Source organism: Plasticicumulans lactativorans, from assembly GCF_004341245.1.
Lineage (GTDB): Bacteria > Pseudomonadota > Gammaproteobacteria > Competibacterales > Competibacteraceae > Plasticicumulans_A > Plasticicumulans_A lactativorans.
Genome location: NZ_SLWY01000011.1, coordinates 65,640 through 84,561, shown reverse-complemented (window position 1 = coordinate 84,561; position 18,922 = coordinate 65,640). Strand labels below are relative to the sequence as shown.

Sequence of the window (18,922 nt, the reverse complement as noted above, 5' to 3'; positions counted from 1 at the left end):
GGCGGTATCTCCTCGGGTGGCGTCAGGTGATGTGATCAGGCAAGGGTTTCTTCGCGCAGCAGGCCGAGCAGGCGCTGCACGGGGCGGTCGGAGAAGCTGAACAGCACGGTGTCGGTGGCGGCGCGCAGCGCGTGCGGGGTCCACGACGGGATCACGAAGTGGTCGCGCGGCCCGAACTCGATCACCTCGCGACCGGCGGGGGTGTCGAGCACCACCTCGCCGCGGCCCTCGACCACGCTGAACACGGTCGCGTCGGTCGAGCGGTGGCGCGCACCGTTGAAGTCGGCCGGCAGCCACTGCAGGAAGGTGCCGATGGTCGGCATCGCCGAGCCGCCGGTGACCGGGTTGATGTACTGCAGCTTGTGGCCGTGGGCCGGGTCCGGGGCGTCGGCACGGGCGAGCGCGTGCAGCGCGGCCCGCGACTGCCGGTACGGGTAGGCGAAGATCGGCGAGGTCGGCGTCGCCGGCGCGTAGCCCACCGGGGCCATGTTGTTGCCGAAGCGCGCGAGCGACTGGCCCTCGGCCTTGGTCACCGGCTGCACCTCCAGCGGGTGGTTCTCGGCGAAGCGCGCGTCGCAGAGGTCGACGATCGGGATGTCGAGCCCGTCGAGCCAGATCACCGGTTCGCTGCCGGGGTTGCCGTGGTCGTGGAAGGTCCACGACGGCGTGATGATGAAGTCGCCGGGCTCCATCGTGTGGCGCTCGCCGTCGACCGCGGTGTAGGCGCCGCGGCCCTCGACGACGAAGCGCAGCGCCGACTGCGTGTGGCGGTGGCTGGGCGCGACCTCGCCGGGCAGGATCAGCTGCAGGCCGGCGTAGAGCGCCTTGGTCACCCGCGAGCTGCCGCGCAGCGCCGGGTTTTCGAGCACCAGCACGCGGCGCACGGCTTCGCGGGCGGTGATCAGCTCGCCGCCCTGCATCAGGTAGGGGCGGATCTCGTCGAAGCGCCACAGCGCGGGGGCGCAGGGCGAGTCCGGCGTCGTCGGCACCAGCGTGTGCAGGTTCTCCCACAGCGGCGAGAGGTTGAGGCCGTCGATGCGCCGGTAGTAATCGGCGCGGGCGGCGTGGAGCGGGGCCTGGTTGGACATGTCGGCAGTTCTCCAGGCAAGCCGGGGGCGTACGGCGATCGCACGGATCCCGTCGGCAGCCTTGCAGGGGGTTGGGGGGCGGGCACGCGGCCCGCGGGATTCGGTGTCGCGCCGCCGCCTCAGGCGGCGAGGCAGTTCTCGACCTTCCAGCCGTACAGCCACTCCATCGCGTCGTAGAAGCGCTCGGCCGAGCGGCGCTGCCAGAGGTCGTTGCGCACCAGGCGCTCGACGCCCTTGGCGTGGAAGATGCGGCCCATCTCGCGAGCCGACAGCACCACGCGGGCGGTGCGGGCGATGCGCGAACGCTGGTACAGCGCAAACGCCTTGGCGACGTCGTTGCCGCTGACGCGCAGCGCCTCGCCGAGCGTCACCGCGTCCTCGAGCGCCATGCACGCGCCCTGCGCCAGGTACTGCAGCGTGGGGTGGGCGGCGTCGCCGAGCAGCGTGACGCGGCCGAAGGTCCAGTTGCCGATCGGCTCGCGGTCGGCGGTGGCCCAGCGCTTCCAGTCCTTCGGCAGGTCGATCAACTGGCGCGCCTTCGGGCAGATACCCTCGAAGTAGCTCTGCACCTCCTCGCGGCTGCCTTCGCGCACGCTCCACTCTTCCTTTTCGCGGCTGTGGAAGGTGACCACCACGTTGTACTGCTCGCCGCCGCGCAGCGGGTAGTGCACCAGGTGGCAGTTCGGGCCGACCCAGATGCTCGCGGCGTTCCACTGCAGCTCGGCCGGGAAGTCCTTGCGTTCGACCACCGCGCGGTACACCACGTGGCCCGACACGCGGGCGTCGTCGCCGACGTACTGGCGGCGCACCGCCGACTTCACGCCGTCGGCGCCGATCAGCGCGATGCCGCGGTGGCGGCGGCCGTCGGTGTCGTGCACGGTGACGCCGTCGTCGTCCTGCTCCACGCGCTGCACGGTGGTGGCGGTCAGCACCTCGATGCGGTCCGAGGCCTGCGCGCCTTCGAGCAGCGAGCGGTGCACGTCGGCGCGGTGGATCACCGCGTAGGGGTTGCCGAAGCGCTCGCGGAACGCCTCGCCGGTGGGGATGCGGCCGACGAGGAATTCGTCGAGCGCGTCGTGCATCACCATCTCGTCGGTGTAGACCGCGCGGCTGCGCGCCAGCGGGCCGACGCCGAGCGCATCGAAGGCGGCGAAGGCGTTCGGGCCGAGCTGGATGCCGGCGCCGATCTCGCCGAGCTGCGGCGCCTGTTCGAGCACCTTGACGTTGAAACCCTGGCGCGTCAGCGCGAGCGCGGCGGCGATGCCGCCGATGCCGCCGCCGGCGATCAGGATGGGCAGATTCGAATTCGACATGTGTGTTCTCCTCCTGGGGTCTGGTGCAGCGGCGAACGTGGGTGCCGCCGCCTGCCTCGGGAGCTGCTTCGGTGGGCCGCTCCGTTGACGACATCCTGAAGGCGAAGCACTATTTCGTTAATCACCTGCGGCCTATGGGCGCGATCAGGATTTCTGATAAAGGGGGGAGGGCGTGGACATCGAACTGCGCTGGCTGACGATCTTCGACGAGATCTACAAGACCGGCAGCGTCACGCAGGCCGCCGAGAACCTCGAACTCAGCCAGCCCTCGGTCAGCCTCGGCCTGGCGAAGCTGCGCAAGTACTTCAACGACCCGCTGTTCGTGCGCACCTCGCGGGGCATGGAGCCGACCCCGCACGCCGCCGAGCTGATCGGCCCGATCCGCCAGGCGCTCACGCTGCTGCACACCGCGGTGCGCCACCGCGTGGTGTTCGACGCGGCGCGCTCGGAGCGCACCTTCCGCATCGCGATGACCGACATCAGCCAGGTGATCCTGCTGCCGCAACTGATGAACCACCTGAAGCGGGTGGCGCCGGCGCTGCGCGTCGAGGTGATGCACATCGGCGCCGGCATCGCCGCGGAGCTGGAGGCGGGCGCGGCCGACCTCGCGATCGGCTTCATCCCGCAACTGGAAGCGGGCTTCTACCAGCAGCAGTTGTTCCGCCAGCAACTGCTGTGCGTGGTGCGGCGCGACCACCCGCGCATCGGCGACACCCTGACGCTGGAGCGCTTCGTCGCCGAGGCGCACATCGTCGTGTCGCTGTCGGGCACCGGCCACTGGATCGTCGACAAGGTGCTGGAAGACCGCCAGATCCACCGCCGCATCGTGCTGCGCGTGCCGAGCTTCCTCGGCATCGGCCGGCTGGTGGCGAGCACCGACCTGATCGTGATCGTGCCCGGCCGCTTCGCGCAGTTGCTGGAACAGAGCGAGGGAGTCAAGGCGCTCGCCCCGCCGATCGAACTTCCCGCGTTCGCGGTCAAGCAGCACTGGCACGAGCGCTACCACCACGACGAAGGCAACCGCTGGCTGCGCGCGACGGTATCGGAACTGTTCGCCGATCACACCGGGGCGCTGCTGCGGCAGTGAGGGGTGGTGGGGCGTTACGCAAGAGCGGGGGAGGCGAGTGGGATGTATTTTATGGCGCATCGAAAAATGCGTTAGGCGGACGGATCGCCGCACTATTTTTTATTGCGGCGATCCGTCCGCCTAACGCACGAAAAACTCCCGGGCGCAGCCTTGCCAAGCAACTGACCGACCACTACTTTTCGGTGAGTTTCCCGCAACCGCGGGCGTGTTTAGGCGGACGATAAGTCGCCTACTTATAGTTGGGCCCCGACATCCCTGTGCCTATGCCCTGACACTTAAGCATGTGAAAATTACCTAAAAATAATTGATCTACATCAATTCCGGGAAAACCGGTTTGGTGTAGATAATTACAAAAATTAGATGATAATTTTTGACATCATTTGAGTGACGCATAGATAAAATGCTCTGAGAAATGAAGCGCATTGTTTGCGTTTTCGATAGGCACATACCTCACCTGAAGAGTGCGAGCGTGATGTGTTGATGGGATGACGGTGCAAACTGACGTGGAACCAGCCTGATAACGACTTCGGTCCCTGCAGGTTGTTCTACTAATGAGGCTTTCACGGAGTGAATGTCATCAGGGCCAGTGCCGACGGGCACCTTGGTAGGCTGGATAGATTCCTGCAGGTTTGTTCCCGACAACCAACAGCACAAAACGCTTGCAAAATATAGGGGATCTATAGATGGGCGTATTGTCTCATGTGACAGTACTTATGAGAAGGTTGGTATATTGGCTCTGTCTAAGGAGAAATGAAATGAAGAAAACAAGACAAAAAAAATATGCATTCATTCTGGCAATAGTATCGTTTGCTATCCTCACTTCAGAAAGCGCAAGAGGTACGCCAATCGATTTTGATTTTCATTTATACGGTACCGTGCTTACGCCAACATTAGGTTTTGGAGATTTCGAGTTCAACGTGACTTACAATAGCGTTAGTGTGGCCAGTGGTTCAGCTGATTATGATGGCGTTCAGTGGACGTCATCTGGCATGCTTTCCGGTATTGCGTTGCCCCCCAGAGGTCAGTGGGGTGTTATAGATGTGAGCTTTACCAGAACTTTTGACGTGGACCCGACTAATGGAGGTCAGTTTGGGATGACGCTTAATGCTAACGGTGTCCGTATGCCGATCGATTTCGCCAACAGATTCGCCTATGCCAGTGCTCCACCGTCCAGTGGACGGCAAGGCCTGACCGTCATCGCGCTTCGCGGAGGTTCATTAGAGTTCATATCAGATAATACCGAACTATTTGCCCTTGCGTCCAATGAGGGCAATATTGAGACAGATATTCAAAACCCTCCCAATCGTGCCGATATTCTTAACTCCGCAAGCAGTGCTCCTGCAACTGCTTATGCGTGGGTCACCGGAGTTACGGATGGACTGTTCAATGTTACAGCTTTTCCCTCTGCCGGTGGTTTCCCGGATGATTTAATATATGATCTCACGAAGGCGAGTATCGGGGTTATTGATCCAACCCGACCGAACATTCGCTTAATTTCCGGACCGAGCTCAATTCCTGAACCGAACACACTCGGTCTATTTTTACCAGGAGTCGCATTGCTCATCGCAATGGCCCGCTTAGGATGGGTAGAGCGTACTACCCATCGCGAAGTCCATCCTACGGGCTATGGGCTTTGCTGAAGGAAGACCCCCGCTGATGGCAAGGCGGTTGCAGGCGCATGCGTATGACGGCACCGAGGGGGTGGGGTTTCTACGCCATCGCCTGCGCCATCTCGCGGGGCCGTTGTATGTCCTGTGGGGTGGGGCATCGATTCATCGCAGCGCCGTCTTGACGCGGACGGCGCGTCGAAGGGAGCGCGCCGGTCAATCCAGGCATGAATATTACGGTGGTGGGCTCACTAGGACGGTACGGCATGACCTCGATGATGAGGCTGCCAGGTGCCCTTGATGGCGTAGCCTTCAAAGCCTATGTGGACGCCTGCCTCGTACCGGTCCTGCGGCAAGGGGATGTGGTCCTGATGGATAATCTTCGGGTTCACAAAGTAAAAGACATTGCGGCTGCGATTGAGAAATCGGGCGCCAAAGTAAAATTCTTGCCACCCTATTCTCCTGATCTCTCACCGATTGAGTTGGCGTGGTCAAAGATCAAAGGACTGCTGCGCCAAGCAGCCGTACGGAGCTATGAGGCATTACAGAAAGCCATCGCTCATGCGGTTCAGTGCATCACTGAAAGCGACATTCTCGGATGATTTAAACATTGTCACTATTGTGTTTGACTGATCTAAATATCGCTGTATGGTTCGGCAAGATTGAGAGAGGACATCATGAAAATCATTTGTTTCAGAATCGAAGTTAATCCTCGCAAATGGACTTCAGTTGTGGTGGCATTGGCTTTGTTGGGGTGCTTCAATCATGCCTTTGCTGTTACTTATGGCGAACTTAATCAACAAAGATCTGCCATCGGTTTGCCACTTCTTACAGGGAATGGCCAAGTAGATTTTCAAATGCTGGTAAAGGAATGCAATAGAGGTATTAAATATTCGTGTTTTCTCGCGCAGCAACTACAAGGCGAGCCACAGCAACAACGTTCATCACCGACTATTCCATTTGATCTTAATAATCCACTTGAAGGTCTTCCGAAACTTAATCCGTCACAGTTAGAAGATAGTTCTGAAGTCAATGGCGCCTCACCTCAACCGTTTGACCTTAGAGACCCACTCGAAGGTCTTCCACTCTTAGGCACAAAATCGCAGCAGTGCGCTCAGTTAGCTGGTCGTATTAGCAATATGAAACAAAGGACAGCAGACCTCGTTCGCCAATCAGAGTTAGCGCAAAGTGAAATGGATTCTGTGTGTCGTGGCAAATCGCAAGTAAATTGTGCCATTGCAACTGGCAAAGCATCTGGTTCTGCTCAAGCAAGTAGCCGAGAGGGGGAGTTTTATGCCCAAAGAATAAATGAATTAGCTAAACAATATTACCAAATGGGTTGCGGGCAGTAGAAATGTCTGAGCAAGAGGAAAAGACTGCGTGAAATTATATTTAGAATGCCGAACAACCGCATTAAGGCCGACGCCGGGAAGCGCGGTGGCGCTGCGCGGCAAAGGCATTGGCGGCGCGGCTTATGCAGAGCGTTGGGCGTAACAAAAGAGAGCATCGTCATGCCCACAATTTCGATGTTCTATGATATTCTTATTCGAATGTTTTTCTATGACACCGACAAGCACAAACTGCCTCACATTCACGCCGAATATCAAGGCCAGGTGGCCGTGATTCTATTCTCGACGGTACCGTCTTGGCAGGTGAACTTCCACCGAAGAAGCACAAGCTAGTCGTTGCGTGGGTTGAAATACATCAGGATGATCTGTTTGCAGATTGGCAATTGGCGGTCAACGGCAAAAAGCCATTCCCCATTAGAGGACTTGATCAATGAATATCGCAGAAGTTATTCCCAAAGATAATTACGTGCTGTTTGTCATAGCAGAAGACGGAAAAACAGGTTTATTTGACCTAAAGCCATATCTCGAATCGGACGCCTTTGCTCCGCTGAAAGACAAAAATGAGTTTGAGCTAATTCATAACGGTAAATACTTCATCGAGTGGGACTGTGGAGCAGACCTGTCCGCCGACACCATTCAGGCACGATGGGAAATAGCGTCAACTGAAAACGCCCAACAAGTCGCTCCAGTCGACGCCCAAAAGCGGCGCGGCTGAGTTTGTTCGTCAGAACTCTAGGGCACCAATGGGCCTCACACTCATTCAAGACGCTGTATCGAGTCTGACGGTTGCCTCGGATATCGCTCAGGGCTTTCTCAAGCTGAAGTCAATTTCCGAGGTTCATGGCAAGGTTATTGATTTGCAGCACGGCAAGCAGATCAGGGCTCATCCAGAGCCCGGCATGTATCCGGAGACCCGGCGGCGATCCAGCCGGCCGATTCGCCGCCACTGACCGGCCGGCGTGCCATCAGATGAACCGCCGGCCGGCGGTGTTCAGGTGTCGCCGCGGGCCTGCACCCAGTAGCTCGGCGTTGCCACGGCGACGGTTTCGCCGTGCTGGTTGCGGGTGGTCCAGCGCGCGCGCATCACGCCCCAGCCGGGCTGCGAGCGCGACGGGGTGACGTCGAGCACCTCGATCGTCACCCGCAGCGTGTCGCCGGCGCGCACCGGGCGCGGCCAGCGCACGCCCTCGACGCCCATGCCGACGTGGCCGTTGGCGATGGTCATCGGCGAGCGCACCACCAGGCCCATCGTCAGCGCCAGGGTGTGCCAGCCGCTCGCCGCCAGCCCCTTGAACAGCGAGGCGTCGGCCGCGGCGTGGTCGAGGTGGAAGGGCTGCGGATCGAAGTCGCGGGCGAAGGCGTGGATCATCGCCTCGGTGACCTCGAGGGCATCGGTTTCGAAGGTGCGCCCGGGGGTGAGGTCTTCCAGGTACAGCAGGCTCATCGCATGTCCTCGTCGGTGGCGTGATGCGGGGGATCGCCGCGCCGGCTCAGCGCAGCACCATCTGCGTGCAGCGGAACATCGCGATGCGCCTGTCGCCGGCGCGGACGGTGGCGTCCCACACCTGGGTGTTGCGGCCGAGGTGCACCGCCACGCCCTCGCAGTCGACGATGCCGTCGCGCGCGGTGCCGAGGAAGTTCGACTTCAGCTCGACCGTGGTGAAGTTGCTCGCGCCTTCGGGCAGGTGCGCGACGGTGGCGTAGCCGCACAGGGTGTCGGCGAGCGCGATCACGCTCGCCGCGTGCAGGTAGCCGTCGGCGCGAGCAGCTCGGGGCGCAGCGCCAGGCAGCCGGCGATGCGGCCGGGTTCGAGCGCGGTCACCTGCACGCCGATCAGGCCGGGCAGGCGGCCGTTGCCGCGGACCTGCAGCTCGGCGAGGGTACAGCGCAGAGGGGTGTCGATCGTCACGGTGTCTCCTCGGGCGGGGCGGTGCCGGTGGCCGGCACCTCGGGAACGGGGCGTGCGCCGTCACGGCGTCCAGTGCGCGCGCATCGCCTTCTTGTCGAGCTTGCCGACGCTGGTCTTCGGCAGAGCCTCGACCACCTCGATGCGCTCGGGCACGCCGTACTTCGAGATCAGGCCCTGCGCCGCGCAGTCGGCGAGCAGCGCGTGCAGCGCGGCCGGGTCGAGCTCCTGGCCGGCCTTCGGCACCACCAGCGCGAACGGGCGCTCGCCCCAGCGCTCGTCGGGCAGCGCGATCACCGCCGCCTCGGCCACCGCCGGGTGGCGCAGCAGCAGGTCTTCGAGCGCGAGCGACGAGATCCACTCGCCGCCGGTCTTGATCACGTCCTTCACGCGGTCGGTGATCTTCAGGTAGCCCTCGGCGTCGAGCGTGCCGATGTCGCCGGTGTGCAGCCAGCCGCCGGCCCACAGCGCGGCACCCGCGGCCGCGTCGCGCCAGTAGCCCTGGGTCAGCCACGGCGCGCGCACCACCACCTCGCCCTGGCTCGCGCCGTCGTGCGCCACGTCGCGCAGCTCGGGGTCGACCACGCGCAGCTCCACCAGCGGGATCGCGCGCCCGGCCTTGCAGCGCAGCGCGAGCTGCTGTTCGAACGGGCGTTCGAGCATCGGCGCTTCGAGCTGCGCGAGCGTCAGCAGCGGGCAGGTCTCGCTCATGCCGTAGCCGCCGAAGACGTCGATGCCGCGCGCCAGCGCCGCGCGCGCCAGCGCCTGCGGCAGCGCCCCGCCGCCGATCACGACCTTCCAGCCCGACAGGTCGGTGCCCGCGGCGAGCGGGTGGGTGAGCAGCAGGTGCAGGATGGTCGGCACGCAGTGCGAGAAGGTCACGCCCTCGGTGGCGATCAGCCGGAGCAGCACCTCGGGCAGGTAGCGGCCGGGGTAGACCTGCTTCATACCGAGCGTGGTCGCGGTGTAGGGGAAGCCCCAGGCGTGCACGTGGAACATCGGCGTGATCGGCATGTAGACGTCGTTCTGGCCGACGTGGCCCTGGCCGGTGCCGAGCACCGCGGCGCGCTCGGCCAGCGTGTGCAGCACCAGCTGGCGGTGGCTGAAGTACACGCCCTTCGGCTGGCCGGTGGTGCCGGTGGTGTAGAAGGTGGTCGCGCGCGCGTCCTCGGGGAGGTCATCGGGGAAGGCGAAGGCCGGGTCGGCGGCGGCGAGCAGGGCCTCGTACTCGCCGGCGCCGCCGGCCGGCGCCGCGGCCCCGGCGGCATCGGCGAGCAGCACCAGTTGCACCGGGCGCTCGATGCGCGCGCGGATGCCCTCCACGAGCGGCACGAAGTCGGCGTGCACGAGGATCACGTCGTCCTCGGCGTGGTTGATCGTGTAGAGGATCTGCTCCGGGGCGAGGCGGATGTTCACCGTGTGCAGCACCGCGCCCAGCATCGGCACCGCGAAGAAGCATTCGAGGTAGCGGTGCGAGTCCCAGTCGAGCACCGCCACGGTCTGCCCGGCGCGCACGCCGAGCCGCGTCAGCGCCGAGCCGAGCCGCGCCACACGCTCGCCGAAGCGGCGGTAGTCGAGGCGCGTGTGCCCGGCGTAGACGATCTCCCGCTCGGGGAACTGCGCCAGCGGCACCTCGAGCAGCTGGCGGATCAGCAGGGCGCCGGGGTTGGCGCCGGCGGCGCGCGGGATGGCGGGGACGTTCACGGCGATGTTCCTCCTCGGATCGGGGGTGCGTCTGCCTTGCAGTGCGGACGAGCCGCCGGCGCGGATGCAGGTCGCTGCTGCGTGGTCATCGGCGGTGGACGATCGAGGGTGACGAGGGCGCGGCGGCCCGCGGCAGCGCCCCACAGCATGGTGCACGTCACCGCCGCCTGCCAGGCGCCGCGCTACGCGGCGGCGAGCGCGCGGTTGCGGCCGTCCTGCTTGGCGCGGTACAGCGCGGCGTCGGCGCGTGCGAGCAGCGGCGCGGCGCCTTCGGTTTCGAGCGGGCGCAGGCTGCTGCAGCCGATGCTCACCGTCACCACGCCCCGCGGCGCCGGCTGCGCCGCGGCGACCACCGCGCGGCGCAGCCGCTCGGCCACCGTGCGCGCCGCCGCCGCATCGGCGTCGGGCAGGATCAGCGCGAACTCCTCGCCGCCGTAGCGGGCGGCGAGGTCGCCGGGGCGCTGCGCGTGGGCGGCGACCAGCGCCGCCACGCGCTGCAGGCAGGCGTCGCCGGCCGGGTGGCCGAAGGCGTCGTTGTAGGGCTTGAAGTGGTCGACGTCGATCAGCAGCAGCGACAGCGGCGTGCCGTCGCGCTGCGCGCGGCGCAGCTCCTCATCGAGGCGCAGGTCGAAGTGGCGCCGGTTGTGCAGGCCGGTGAGGCCGTCGCGGGTGGCGAGTTCGGCCAGTTCGCCGTTGACGGTGGCGAGGCGCGCGTACAGGCGGTGCACCTCGCGCAGCATCACGCCGAGGATCACCGTGGCGGTCACCAGGCTCATGCAGCGCCCCAGGTACCAGCCGGCGCCGAAGCGCACGCCGCTGGCCAGGTTGATCAGCACCGAGCAGACGTGCGCGAGCAGCGCGATGGCGAGCCACAGGTGCAGCACCGAGCGCAGCCGCGTGCGCCACGTCAGCAGCGCCAGCGCGGCGATGCCGAAGCCGATCACGCTGCGTCCCAGGGGGCTGTCGCGGATCGGCGTGTAGTCGCCGGCGTCGATCAGCGTCGGCAGCGGGGCGCTGGTGTCGAGCGCGATCGTGGTGAGGAGGGTCGCGAGCGCGAGCGGCAGCCCGAGCAGCGCCGACAGCAGCGCGCCGGCGGGCATCGCGGCAATGACCGCCGGCGCCGGGCGCGTCGCCGCGGCCACCGATGCGGTGACCAGCAGCGCATAGCCGACGTGCCAGAACACCCACACCCACACCGCGGTCTGCGTGCCGGCGCCGAGCAGGCCGGTGGCGCCGAACACGCCCGGGAAGGCCAGCAGGTGCACGGCGACCAGCGGCGTGGTGTAGGCGTAGGCCATCGCCAGCAGGCCGAGCGTCGGCATGCGCGTGGCCAGGAACTGCATGGTCAGCAGGTACGCGGTGATGCCGTCGGCCATGATCACCGCGCTCGCGTACATCGGCAGGAAGGCGGCGACCACCGGCCACGGCCGCGAGGCGATCGGCAGCGTCGCCGCGGTCGCCGCCAGCAGCGCCAGCGCCAGCGCCGCGGCGAGCAGGCGGTCGCGCGGCTGCGGCGTTTCCGTGAGGACGCTCAGCATCCGTCCCCCCGGATCAGGCGGGGCTCATGACCGGGCCGGGTCGGTTTCGCCAGCCTCGTCGGCTTCGACCACCTCGGTTTCGGCCTGCGCAGCCGCAAGCCAGGCCTGCAGCGCCGGCAGCGCGAGCAGGGCGTCGATGTAGGCCTGCACCACGGCGTCGCGCGACACGTCGTAGGTCAGCAGGCGCAGCGCCACCGGCGCGTACATCGCATCGGCGATCGAGAACGCGCCGAACAGCCAGGGCCCGCCGTCGCCGTAGTGCTGGCGGCACACGCGCCAGCTCGAATAAATGCGCTGCAGGTCGGCCTCGCAGGCCGCCGAGCGCTGCACGCGACGGCCGCGCGCGCGGCAGTTCATCGGCAGTTCGTTGCGCAGCGCCATGAACCCCGAATGCATCTCGGCGCACACCGAGCGCGCGTGCGCCCGCGTCGGCGGGTCGGCCGGCCAGCCGCGGCCGGGCGCGAGCACGTCGTTCGCGTACTCGCAGATGGCGAACGAGTCCCACACCGTCAGCCGCCCGTGCCTGAGCACCGGCACCCGCCCGGTCGGGCTCCACTGGCCGATCTTCTCCGCGAACTCGGGGGTGTCGAGCGGCAGGCGCACCTCGGTGAAGGGGATGCCGAGCTGCGTCAGCAGCAGCCACGGGCGCAGCGACCACGACGAGTAGTTCTTGTTGCCGATGACCAGGATCGGGGTGGTTTCGGTATCTGCCATCGTGATGAGCTCCGGGATGCGGGTGGAACACGCGCGTGACGTGCCGCCGTGCCGCCCGTGATCACGTGCGGCGGGACGGGCGCGGCGTCGCCGCCGTTCGGTACCCCTGTACCGTAGAGCCCTCACCCCGCTTTTTCCGTCCGGCGCTGCAGAAAAGTCCCGCCCGGCCGGCCTCCGCGCCGCGGATGCCGCCGCCATCCCCCGCCTGCCCCACGTCCGCGCACCGCACCCGTCGACGGGCTGCGGTGCGCGTGCGGGGGTTACTCGATGCGGCCGATGGCCTTGCCGAAAGCGACGGCCGTCCCCGTCGCGGCGCCGTGGCGCAGGCGGCCGGGGCGATGGGCCTCGATCCGGGTCTCCATCTTCATCGCCTCGATCACGGCGATAACCTGGCCGCTCTCGACCTCGGCGCCATCCTCGGCATGCCACAGCGTCAGCGTGCCCGAAACCAGCGCGGCGACGCTGGTGGCGTCGTCGGCCTGCGGTTCGGCGGCGCTGGCGCCCGTGCCCGCGGCGGGCAGCGCCGCCAGCAGGCCCGCGGGCAGGCCCAGTTCATGCCGCCGGCCGTCGATCTCGACGGCGATGCGCAGCAGCGCGGGCGCGGCGGCGGGCAGCACGCGGGCATGCGGGGCGACGGCCGCGGCCAGGCGCTCGGCGAAGTCGGTCTCGATCCAGCGGGTGTGGACGCGGAAATGACCGTCCGCGGCGCGGAAATCCGGCTCGGCCAGCACGGCGCGGTCGAAGGGCAGCACCGAGGCGACGCCGTCGATGCGGAATTCCTGCAGCGCACGTTCGGCGCGCTGCAGGGCCTCCTCGCGGGTGGCGCCGGTGACGATCAGCTTCGCCATCATCGAGTCGAAGCTGCCGGGCACGACCGAGCCCGCGAGCACGCCGCTGTCCATGCGGATGCCGGGGCCGGTGGGGGGCTCCCAGGCCTCGATCGGGCCGGGGGTGGGCAGGAAGCCGCGCGCCGGGTCCTCGGCGTTGATGCGGAACTCGATGGAATGGCCGCGCGGGGCGGGCACCGTGTCATCGGCGAGCCGCGCCCCCCGCGCCACGCGGATCATCGCGCGCACGAGGTCGATGCCGGTGGTTTCCTCGGTCACCGGATGTTCGACCTGCAGCCGGGTGTTGACCTCGAGGAACGAGATCGTGCCGTTCGCCGACAGCAGGAACTCCACCGTCCCCGCGCCGCTGTAGCCGGCATGGGCGCAGATCGCGCGCGCGGAGGCGTGGATGCGCTCGCGCTGCGCGTCGCTCAGGAAGGGCGCGGGGGCCTCCTCGACCAGCTTCTGGTTGCGCCGCTGCAGCGAGCAGTCGCGGGTGCCCAGGACCTTGACCGTGCCGTGCCGGTCGGCCAGCACCTGCGCCTCGATGTGGCGGGGGCGGTCGAGGAACTGCTCGATGAAGCATTCGCCGCGGCCGAAGGCAGTCAGCGCCTCGCGCGTGGCGCTGTCGAAGAGTTCCTCGACCTCTTCGAGGCGCCAGGCCACCTTCATGCCGCGCCCGCCGCCGCCGTAGGCGGCCTTGATCACCAGCGGCAGCCCGTATTCGCGCGCGAAGGCCAGGGCGCTGGCGGCATCCGCGACCGGCCCGGGGGTGCCCGCGACCAGCGGCGCCCCGACGGCCTCGGCGATGCGGCGGGCCTCGATCTTGTCGCCGAGCGCCTCGATCACCTGCGGGTCGGGGCCGACCCAGATCAGCCCGGCCGCCTGCACGGCGCGGGCGAAATCGGCACGCTCGGAGAGGAAGCCGTAGCCCGGGTGGATCGCGTCGGCCCCGGCGCGGCCGGCGATGGCGATGATCTTCGCGGCATCCAGGTAGGTGTCGGCCGGGCGCTCGCCGCCCAGGGGATAGGCCGCGTCCGCCATCCGCACGAACAGCGCGTCGCGGTCGGAATCGGCGTAGACGGCCACCGTCCCGATGCCCTCGTCGCGGCAGGCGCGGATGATGCGCACGGCGATCTCGCCCCGGTTGGCGATCAGCAGCCGCGCGAGCGGGCGAAGTTCGGGGCCTTCGGCAAACAGCGTCATGTGTGCCTCACTTCGGTTCGATGGGGGCGAAGGGGGTGCGGGCGACGAAGCGGATGCGCGCGCCGGGCGGGGTCTGCCCGGCGAGATCGAGCGCGGCGGGGTCGAGCGTCGCGATCACCGGGTAGCCGCCGGTCAGCGGGTGGTCGGCGAGGAACAGCACCGGTTGGCCGGAATGCGGAACCTGGATCGCGCCGGTCTCGGTCCCTTCGGAAGGCAGTTCGGTGGCCTCGGGGCGGGACAGCGGCTCCGCGCCCTGCAGGCGGATGCCGACGCGCGAGCTCTGCGGCGTGACCAGCCATTCCTGCGTCAGGAACCGGGTGACCATGTCGGGCGTGAACCAGTCGGTGCGGGGGCCGAGCGTCACCGGCAGCTCGACCAGGTCGCCCGGTTTCGGCAGCGCGGGGCCGGGCGCGGGTTCGGCGGCGACGGCCCCCGCCGGACGCTGCGCCGGTGCCAGCACGGCGCCGTTCGTGACGGCGGGCGGCCCGACGTGCGCCAGCGTGTCGGTCGCCGCCGAGTCCAGCACCGGGGCCACGGCAAAGCCGCCGCGCAGCGCGAGGTAGCTGCGCATGCCCGCCTCGGGCGGGGGCAGGAGCAACTCGTCCCCCGCATCCATCGCGAAGGCCGCGCCCGGCGTGACCGGCGTCGCCTGCCCGTCGCGCACCACCGTGGCCGTAGCCGCGCCGGTCAGCGCGAGCGTGAGCGGCCGGTCCGCGCGCATCCGCACCGGGCCGAGCGTGATCTCGAGGGCCGGCGTGCCCGAGGGGTTGCCGAGCGCGCGGTTCGCCCGCCGCAGCGCCCCGATGTCGAGCGCCCCCGACACCGAGACCCCCTGGCCACCCTGTCCCGGCCGGCCCTCGTCCTGGAACACGATCGGGAAGGCGGTCGAGACCACGGTCAGTCCGGGTTCGGCCGCGGCGGGCGCCGGGAGCGCGGCCACGGGGTGGATCCCGGCCGTGCCGGCGACGAAGCGCGCACGCACGCCCGGGCGCAGCAGCGCGGGCGGCGTGCGGCCGAGGTCCCACATCGGCACGCGGGTGGTGCCGATCAGCTGCCAGCCGCCGGGGGTTTCCTGCGGGTAGATGCCGCAGAAGCGCCCCGCCAGCGCGACCGAGCCCGCCGGGATGCGGGTCCGCGGCGAGGGCCGGCGCGGCAGGTCGAAGCGCGCGTCGTCGCCGGTCATGTAGGCGAAGCCGGGCGCGAAGCCGCAGAAGGCCACCTGCCAGGTCGTCGCCTGGTGCGCGGCGATCACCTCGGCCACGCTCAGGCCCAGGTGCTTCGCGACGTCGGCCAGATCCTCGCCGTCATAGCTCACCGGGATCTCGACCGTCTCGACCGCGCGCGCGGCGGGGCGGGTGCCCGGCGCGGGCCGGCGTTCCGCGATGCGCGCGGCGAGCGCGGCATCGGCGGCGACGCCGGGAAGGGTGCGGATCATCAGCGTGCGCGCGGCGGGGATGATCTCGGCCACGCCCGCGACGGGATCGGCACCCAGTGCGTCGAACAGGACGAGCGTCTCGTCCAGGTCTGCCAGTTCGACGAGCAGCGTGCGGGGTCCAATCGGAAGGAAGCGCATCGCCTACACCTGCCAGTGCGTGTCGGGCACATCGGTGATGAACATGTAGCCCGGCGCATGGGTGATCGCGAAGGGCGGCTTCGACGCCATCACCGCCGCCTGCGGCGTCACCCCGCAGGCCCAGAACACCGGGACCTCGCCGTCGCGGAGGTCGACCGGGTCACCGAAGTCCGGGCGCGAGAGGTCGGCGATGCCGAGCGCCTCGGGCGCGCCGATGTGGACGGGGGCGCCGTGGACGGCGGGCGTGCGGCCCGAGATCATCACCGCCTCGGCCACCCGGGCGGCCGGGATCGGCCGCATCGAGACCACCAGCCGGCCGTGCAGCCGCCCCGCCGGGCGGCAGTCGCGCGCGGTCAGGTACATCGGCACGTTGCACCCCTGCGCGATGTGGCGCACCTCGATCCCCGCCTGCTGCAGCGGCGTTTCGAAGGTGAAGGAGCAGCCGATCAGGAAGGTCACGAGATCCGGGTGCTCGGCCCAGGCCGCGCGCGCGTCGCTCACTTCCTCGGCGAGGACGCCGTCGCGCCAGACGCGGTACCGCGGCAGGTCCCGTCGCAGGTCGGCCTCTGGCGCCAGCGCGGTGCGGTGGCTGCCGGGATCGGTGACGTCGAGGACCGGGCAGGGCTTCGGGTTGCGCTGCGCATAGAGCAGGAAGTCCCAGGCCCAGTCCTTCGGCAGCGCGATCAGGTTGCACTGGGTGAAACCCGGTGCGACCCCGGCGGTGGGCACGGCAAGCCCGTCGCGGTAGGACAGCCGTGCCGCGCGGGCGCTCGCGGGATCGGGAAGCCGCGCGCTCATCCCGCCACCCCGGCGAAGGAGGCGATGGTGACGCCGTTGGCCACGAGGACCTCGCGCACGCGCCGGGCCATGCCGACGGCATCGGGGCTGTCGCCGTGGATGCAGATGCTGTCGGCCGCGAGCCGCAGGGTGGAGCCGTCGGCGGCCGCGAGCGTGCCCTCGGTGGCGAGGCGCAGCATCCGGGCGGCGACCGCCTCGGCGTCATGCAGCACCGCGCCCGGCAGGCGGCGCGAGACGAGCTGCCCGTCGGGCGTATAGCCGCGATCGGCGAAGGCCTCGGCCACGGTGGCGAGCCCCGCGTCGCGGGCGCGGTCCAGGACCGGCGTCCCGGACAGGCCCATCAGGATCAGCGCGGGATCGATCTCGCGGATCGCCGCGATCACGGCGTCGGCCTGGCGGGCGTCGGTGGCGATGGTGTTGTAGAGCGCGCCATGCGGCTTGACGTAGCGCACGCGGGTGCCGGCGGCGGCGCAGACCCCCTGCAGCGCGCCGATCTGGTAGATCACGTCGGCGGTGAGTTCGGCCGAGGTCACGTCCATCGGGCGGCGGCCGAAGCCCACGCGGTCGGGGTAGGACACGTGCGCGCCGATCGCCACGCCCCGTGCCGCGGCCTCGCGCACCGTGGTCAGGATGGTCAGCGGGTCGCCCGCATGGAAGCCGCAGGCGACGTTGGCCGAGCTGACGATGCCGAGCATCGTCGCGTCATCGCCCATCTTCCAGGCGCCGTACCCCTCGCCCAGGTCACTGTTGAGATCGATCCGATGGCTCATCGCATGCCTCCTGAGATGGGAACGGGCCGCTGGGTCACTTGCCGAGGAAGGCGAAGATCGGGCCGATCGACTTGAAGCCCATGTACCAGGTCAGCGCGCAGACCACGGCGGCGGCGATCAGCAGCGGGCGGTTGTAGACATGGCCGCCCATCAGGTCCGACCGCGCGAATCCGACATAGGTGAAGATGGTCAGGCCGATGGGCAGGATCAGCCCGTTGAAGCCGCCGACGAAGACGAGGATCGCCGCAGGTGCCGTCCCGAGCGAGATGTAGACCGCCAGCGAGAGGGCGATGAAGGCCACCGTGGCGATGTTGCGGGCGCGGTCATCCATCGGGCTGAACACCGTCAGGAAGCTGACCGAGGTGTAGGCCGCCCCGATGACCGAGGTGATCGCCGCCGCCCACAGCACCACGCCGAAGATCCGCATGCCCCAGTCGCCCAGCACGGCGGCAAAGGCCTGCGCCGCGGGGTTGGCGGCCTGGCTGGACAGCTCCAGCGTCACGCCCGAGGCGACGACGCCGAGGATCGCCAGGAACAGCACGGCGCGCATGAGGCCGGTGACCGCGATCCCGCTCAGCGAGGCGCGGGTGACGGCGGCCAGGTTGTGCTCGCCGGTGAGGCCCTTGTCCAGCAGCCGGTGTGCGCCGGAATAGGTGATGTAGCCGCCCACGGTGCCGCCGACGATGGTGGTGATGGTGGCGAAATCCACGATCTCGGGCAGGATGGTCTGGCGCAGTGCCTCACCGACCGGCGGCTGCGAGACCAGCGCCACGACCAGCGTCATGCCGATCATCAGGAGGCCAAGCCCGATCAGCGACCGGTCCAGGAGCAGCCCGGCCCGTTTCGACAGGAAGATGCCGATGGCCAGCAGTGCCGAGATCACGCCGCCGAGCTTCGGGTCCAGCCCCAGCATCGCATTCACGCCCAGCCCGGCCCCGGCGATGTTGCCGATATTGAAAGCCAGCCCGCCGATCAGCACCAGCACCGCCAGCAGATAGCCCGAGCCGGGAATCGCCGCGTTCGCCGTGTCCGAGGCATTACGCCCGGTCAGCGCGGTGATGCGCCAGATGTTGAGCTGCACCACGAAGTCGATGACGATCGAGGCGAGGATCGCGAATGCGAAAGCCGCGCCGAGTTTCGCGGTGAAGGTCGCGGTCTGGGTGATGAAGCCCGGCCCGATGGCCGAAGTCGCCATCAGAAAGATCGCCGCCATGAACCCGCTGCGGGCGGCAGCATGGGTGGCAGTGGCAGAAAGGGATGAGACGGATTCGGCCATCGGTCATGCTCCTGCTGCATGTCTGCCATGCGTCGTTGGAATGATTCAACTATGAATTCGACGCCACCATCCGTCAACAGGATTATTGTTGAACAATCCTCCCGGTTTCGTTGAACGAAATGCGGGGCGCCCGCCGATTAAGCGATTCCGACCGCGCCTTGCTTAT

General features: G+C 67.7%; 16 protein-coding genes and 3 pseudogenes. 7 read left to right on the top strand and 12 right to left on the bottom strand.

Going from position 1 to position 18,922, the window contains the following annotated elements; translation table 11 throughout:
• Positions 1-35: 35 nt before the first annotated feature.
• Both gtdA and EV699_RS10995 read right to left on the bottom strand, forming a co-directional pair.
• Complete coding sequence (gene gtdA, locus EV699_RS11000; protein WP_132542607.1) at positions 36-1,088, bottom strand: gentisate 1,2-dioxygenase; 1,053 nt, start codon at positions 1,086-1,088, stop codon at positions 36-38.
• A gap of 119 nt (positions 1,089-1,207) precedes the next feature.
• On the bottom strand, positions 1,208-2,401 hold the full coding sequence (locus EV699_RS10995) for a 3-hydroxybenzoate 6-monooxygenase (RefSeq protein ID WP_132542605.1): 1,194 nt from the start codon (positions 2,399-2,401) through the stop codon (positions 1,208-1,210).
• Between the two features lie 172 nt (positions 2,402-2,573).
• On the opposite strand from EV699_RS10995, the gene EV699_RS10990 reads away from it, so the two are divergent.
• The 7 genes and pseudogenes from EV699_RS10990 to EV699_RS19945 all read left to right on the top strand — a co-directional run bounded on the left by EV699_RS10990 (position 2,574) and on the right by EV699_RS19945 (position 7,394).
• On the top strand, positions 2,574-3,488 hold the full coding sequence (locus EV699_RS10990; RefSeq protein WP_341540221.1) for a LysR family transcriptional regulator: 915 nt from the start codon (positions 2,574-2,576) through the stop codon (positions 3,486-3,488).
• A gap of 755 nt (positions 3,489-4,243) precedes the next feature.
• Positions 4,244-5,128, top strand: coding sequence for a hypothetical protein (locus EV699_RS10985; protein ID WP_132542603.1), 885 nt, complete (start codon positions 4,244-4,246; stop codon positions 5,126-5,128).
• A gap of 167 nt (positions 5,129-5,295) precedes the next feature.
• Positions 5,296-5,697, top strand: a pseudogene (locus EV699_RS10980) (transposase); the annotation flags it as partial.
• Positions 5,698-5,772: 75 nt separating this feature from the next.
• Positions 5,773-6,447, top strand: coding sequence for a hypothetical protein (locus EV699_RS10975; protein WP_132542599.1), 675 nt, complete (start codon positions 5,773-5,775; stop codon positions 6,445-6,447).
• Between the two features lie 159 nt (positions 6,448-6,606).
• Positions 6,607-6,878, top strand: a pseudogene (locus EV699_RS10970) (DUF4160 domain-containing protein).
• Positions 6,875-7,159 carry a DUF2442 domain-containing protein gene (locus EV699_RS10965; RefSeq protein ID WP_132542597.1) on the top strand — a complete coding sequence of 95 codons (285 nt, stop codon included), beginning with the start codon at positions 6,875-6,877 and terminating at the stop codon, positions 7,157-7,159. Before EV699_RS10970 ends, EV699_RS10965 begins: the two are co-directional and overlap by 4 nt.
• Before the next feature lie 28 nt (positions 7,160-7,187).
• Positions 7,188-7,394 carry a hypothetical protein gene (locus EV699_RS19945; RefSeq protein WP_165904099.1) on the top strand — a complete coding sequence of 69 codons (207 nt, stop codon included), beginning with the start codon at positions 7,188-7,190 and terminating at the stop codon, positions 7,392-7,394.
• Between the two features lie 41 nt (positions 7,395-7,435).
• Here EV699_RS19945 and EV699_RS10960 read toward each other — a convergent pair whose 3' ends face one another.
• The 10 genes and pseudogenes from EV699_RS10960 to EV699_RS10915 all read right to left on the bottom strand — a co-directional run bounded on the left by EV699_RS10960 (position 7,436) and on the right by EV699_RS10915 (position 18,756).
• A complete protein-coding gene (locus EV699_RS10960) occupies positions 7,436-7,888 on the bottom strand; it encodes a MaoC family dehydratase (protein WP_207923009.1) in 453 nt (150 codons plus the stop codon).
• A 46-nt stretch (positions 7,889-7,934) separates the two neighbouring features.
• Positions 7,935-8,347 (bottom strand): annotated as a pseudogene (locus tag EV699_RS10955) (PaaI family thioesterase).
• Between the two features lie 66 nt (positions 8,348-8,413).
• Positions 8,414-10,054 (bottom strand): fatty acid--CoA ligase, encoded by a 1,641-nt coding sequence (locus EV699_RS10950; protein WP_243662634.1) that lies wholly within the window; start codon positions 10,052-10,054, stop codon positions 8,414-8,416.
• Between the two features lie 182 nt (positions 10,055-10,236).
• Positions 10,237-11,592 (bottom strand): GGDEF domain-containing protein, encoded by a 1,356-nt coding sequence (locus tag EV699_RS10945; protein WP_132542595.1) that lies wholly within the window; start codon positions 11,590-11,592, stop codon positions 10,237-10,239.
• A gap of 24 nt (positions 11,593-11,616) precedes the next feature.
• A complete protein-coding gene (locus tag EV699_RS10940) occupies positions 11,617-12,306 on the bottom strand; it encodes a glutathione S-transferase family protein (RefSeq protein ID WP_132542593.1) in 690 nt (229 codons plus the stop codon).
• Between the two features lie 260 nt (positions 12,307-12,566).
• Entirely contained in the window at positions 12,567-14,339 is a 1,773-nt protein-coding gene (locus EV699_RS10935) for an acetyl/propionyl/methylcrotonyl-CoA carboxylase subunit alpha (RefSeq protein ID WP_132542591.1), read from the bottom strand.
• Between the two features lie 7 nt (positions 14,340-14,346).
• The gene (locus EV699_RS10930; RefSeq protein WP_132542589.1) at positions 14,347-15,912 is read right to left on the bottom strand and encodes a 5-oxoprolinase subunit B/C family protein; all 1,566 of its coding nucleotides are present in this window, start codon (positions 15,910-15,912) and stop codon (positions 14,347-14,349) included.
• A gap of 3 nt (positions 15,913-15,915) precedes the next feature.
• A complete protein-coding gene (locus EV699_RS10925) occupies positions 15,916-16,710 on the bottom strand; it encodes a putative hydro-lyase (RefSeq protein WP_132542587.1) in 795 nt (264 codons plus the stop codon).
• A complete protein-coding gene (locus EV699_RS10920) occupies positions 16,707-17,480 on the bottom strand; it encodes a LamB/YcsF family protein (RefSeq protein ID WP_132542585.1) in 774 nt (257 codons plus the stop codon). Before EV699_RS10920 ends, EV699_RS10925 begins: the two co-directional genes overlap by 4 nt.
• A gap of 34 nt (positions 17,481-17,514) precedes the next feature.
• Positions 17,515-18,756, bottom strand: coding sequence for an NRAMP family divalent metal transporter (locus tag EV699_RS10915; RefSeq protein WP_132542583.1), 1,242 nt, complete (start codon positions 18,754-18,756; stop codon positions 17,515-17,517).
• Positions 18,757-18,922: the final 166 nt, after the last annotated feature.

Excerpts from the sequence above, each read along its gene's own strand:
- EV699_RS10920 (WP_132542585.1), bottom strand. The coding sequence starts at position 17,480 with ATGAGCCATCGGATCGATCTCAACAGTGACCTGGGCGAGGGGTACGGC.
- EV699_RS10930 (WP_132542589.1), bottom strand. The coding sequence starts at position 15,912 with ATGCGCTTCCTTCCGATTGGACCCCGCACGCTGCTCGTCGAACTGGCA.
- EV699_RS10985 (WP_132542603.1), top strand. The coding sequence starts at position 4,244 with ATGAAGAAAACAAGACAAAAAAAATATGCATTCATTCTGGCAATAGTA.
- EV699_RS10965 (WP_132542597.1), top strand. The coding sequence starts at position 6,875 with ATGAATATCGCAGAAGTTATTCCCAAAGATAATTACGTGCTGTTTGTC.
- EV699_RS10960 (WP_207923009.1), bottom strand. The coding sequence starts at position 7,888 with ATGAGCCTGCTGTACCTGGAAGACCTCACCCCCGGGCGCACCTTCGAA.
- EV699_RS10975 (WP_132542599.1), top strand. The coding sequence starts at position 5,773 with ATGAAAATCATTTGTTTCAGAATCGAAGTTAATCCTCGCAAATGGACT.
- EV699_RS10995 (WP_132542605.1), bottom strand. The coding sequence starts at position 2,401 with ATGTCGAATTCGAATCTGCCCATCCTGATCGCCGGCGGCGGCATCGGC.
- EV699_RS10925 (WP_132542587.1), bottom strand. The coding sequence starts at position 16,710 with ATGAGCGCGCGGCTTCCCGATCCCGCGAGCGCCCGCGCGGCACGGCTG.
- EV699_RS10915 (WP_132542583.1), bottom strand. The coding sequence starts at position 18,756 with ATGGCCGAATCCGTCTCATCCCTTTCTGCCACTGCCACCCATGCTGCC.
- EV699_RS10945 (WP_132542595.1), bottom strand. The coding sequence starts at position 11,592 with ATGCTGAGCGTCCTCACGGAAACGCCGCAGCCGCGCGACCGCCTGCTC.
- EV699_RS19945 (WP_165904099.1), top strand. The coding sequence starts at position 7,188 with ATGGGCCTCACACTCATTCAAGACGCTGTATCGAGTCTGACGGTTGCC.
- EV699_RS10935 (WP_132542591.1), bottom strand. The coding sequence starts at position 14,339 with ATGACGCTGTTTGCCGAAGGCCCCGAACTTCGCCCGCTCGCGCGGCTG.
- gtdA (WP_132542607.1), bottom strand. The coding sequence starts at position 1,088 with ATGTCCAACCAGGCCCCGCTCCACGCCGCCCGCGCCGATTACTACCGG.
- EV699_RS10940 (WP_132542593.1), bottom strand. The coding sequence starts at position 12,306 with ATGGCAGATACCGAAACCACCCCGATCCTGGTCATCGGCAACAAGAAC.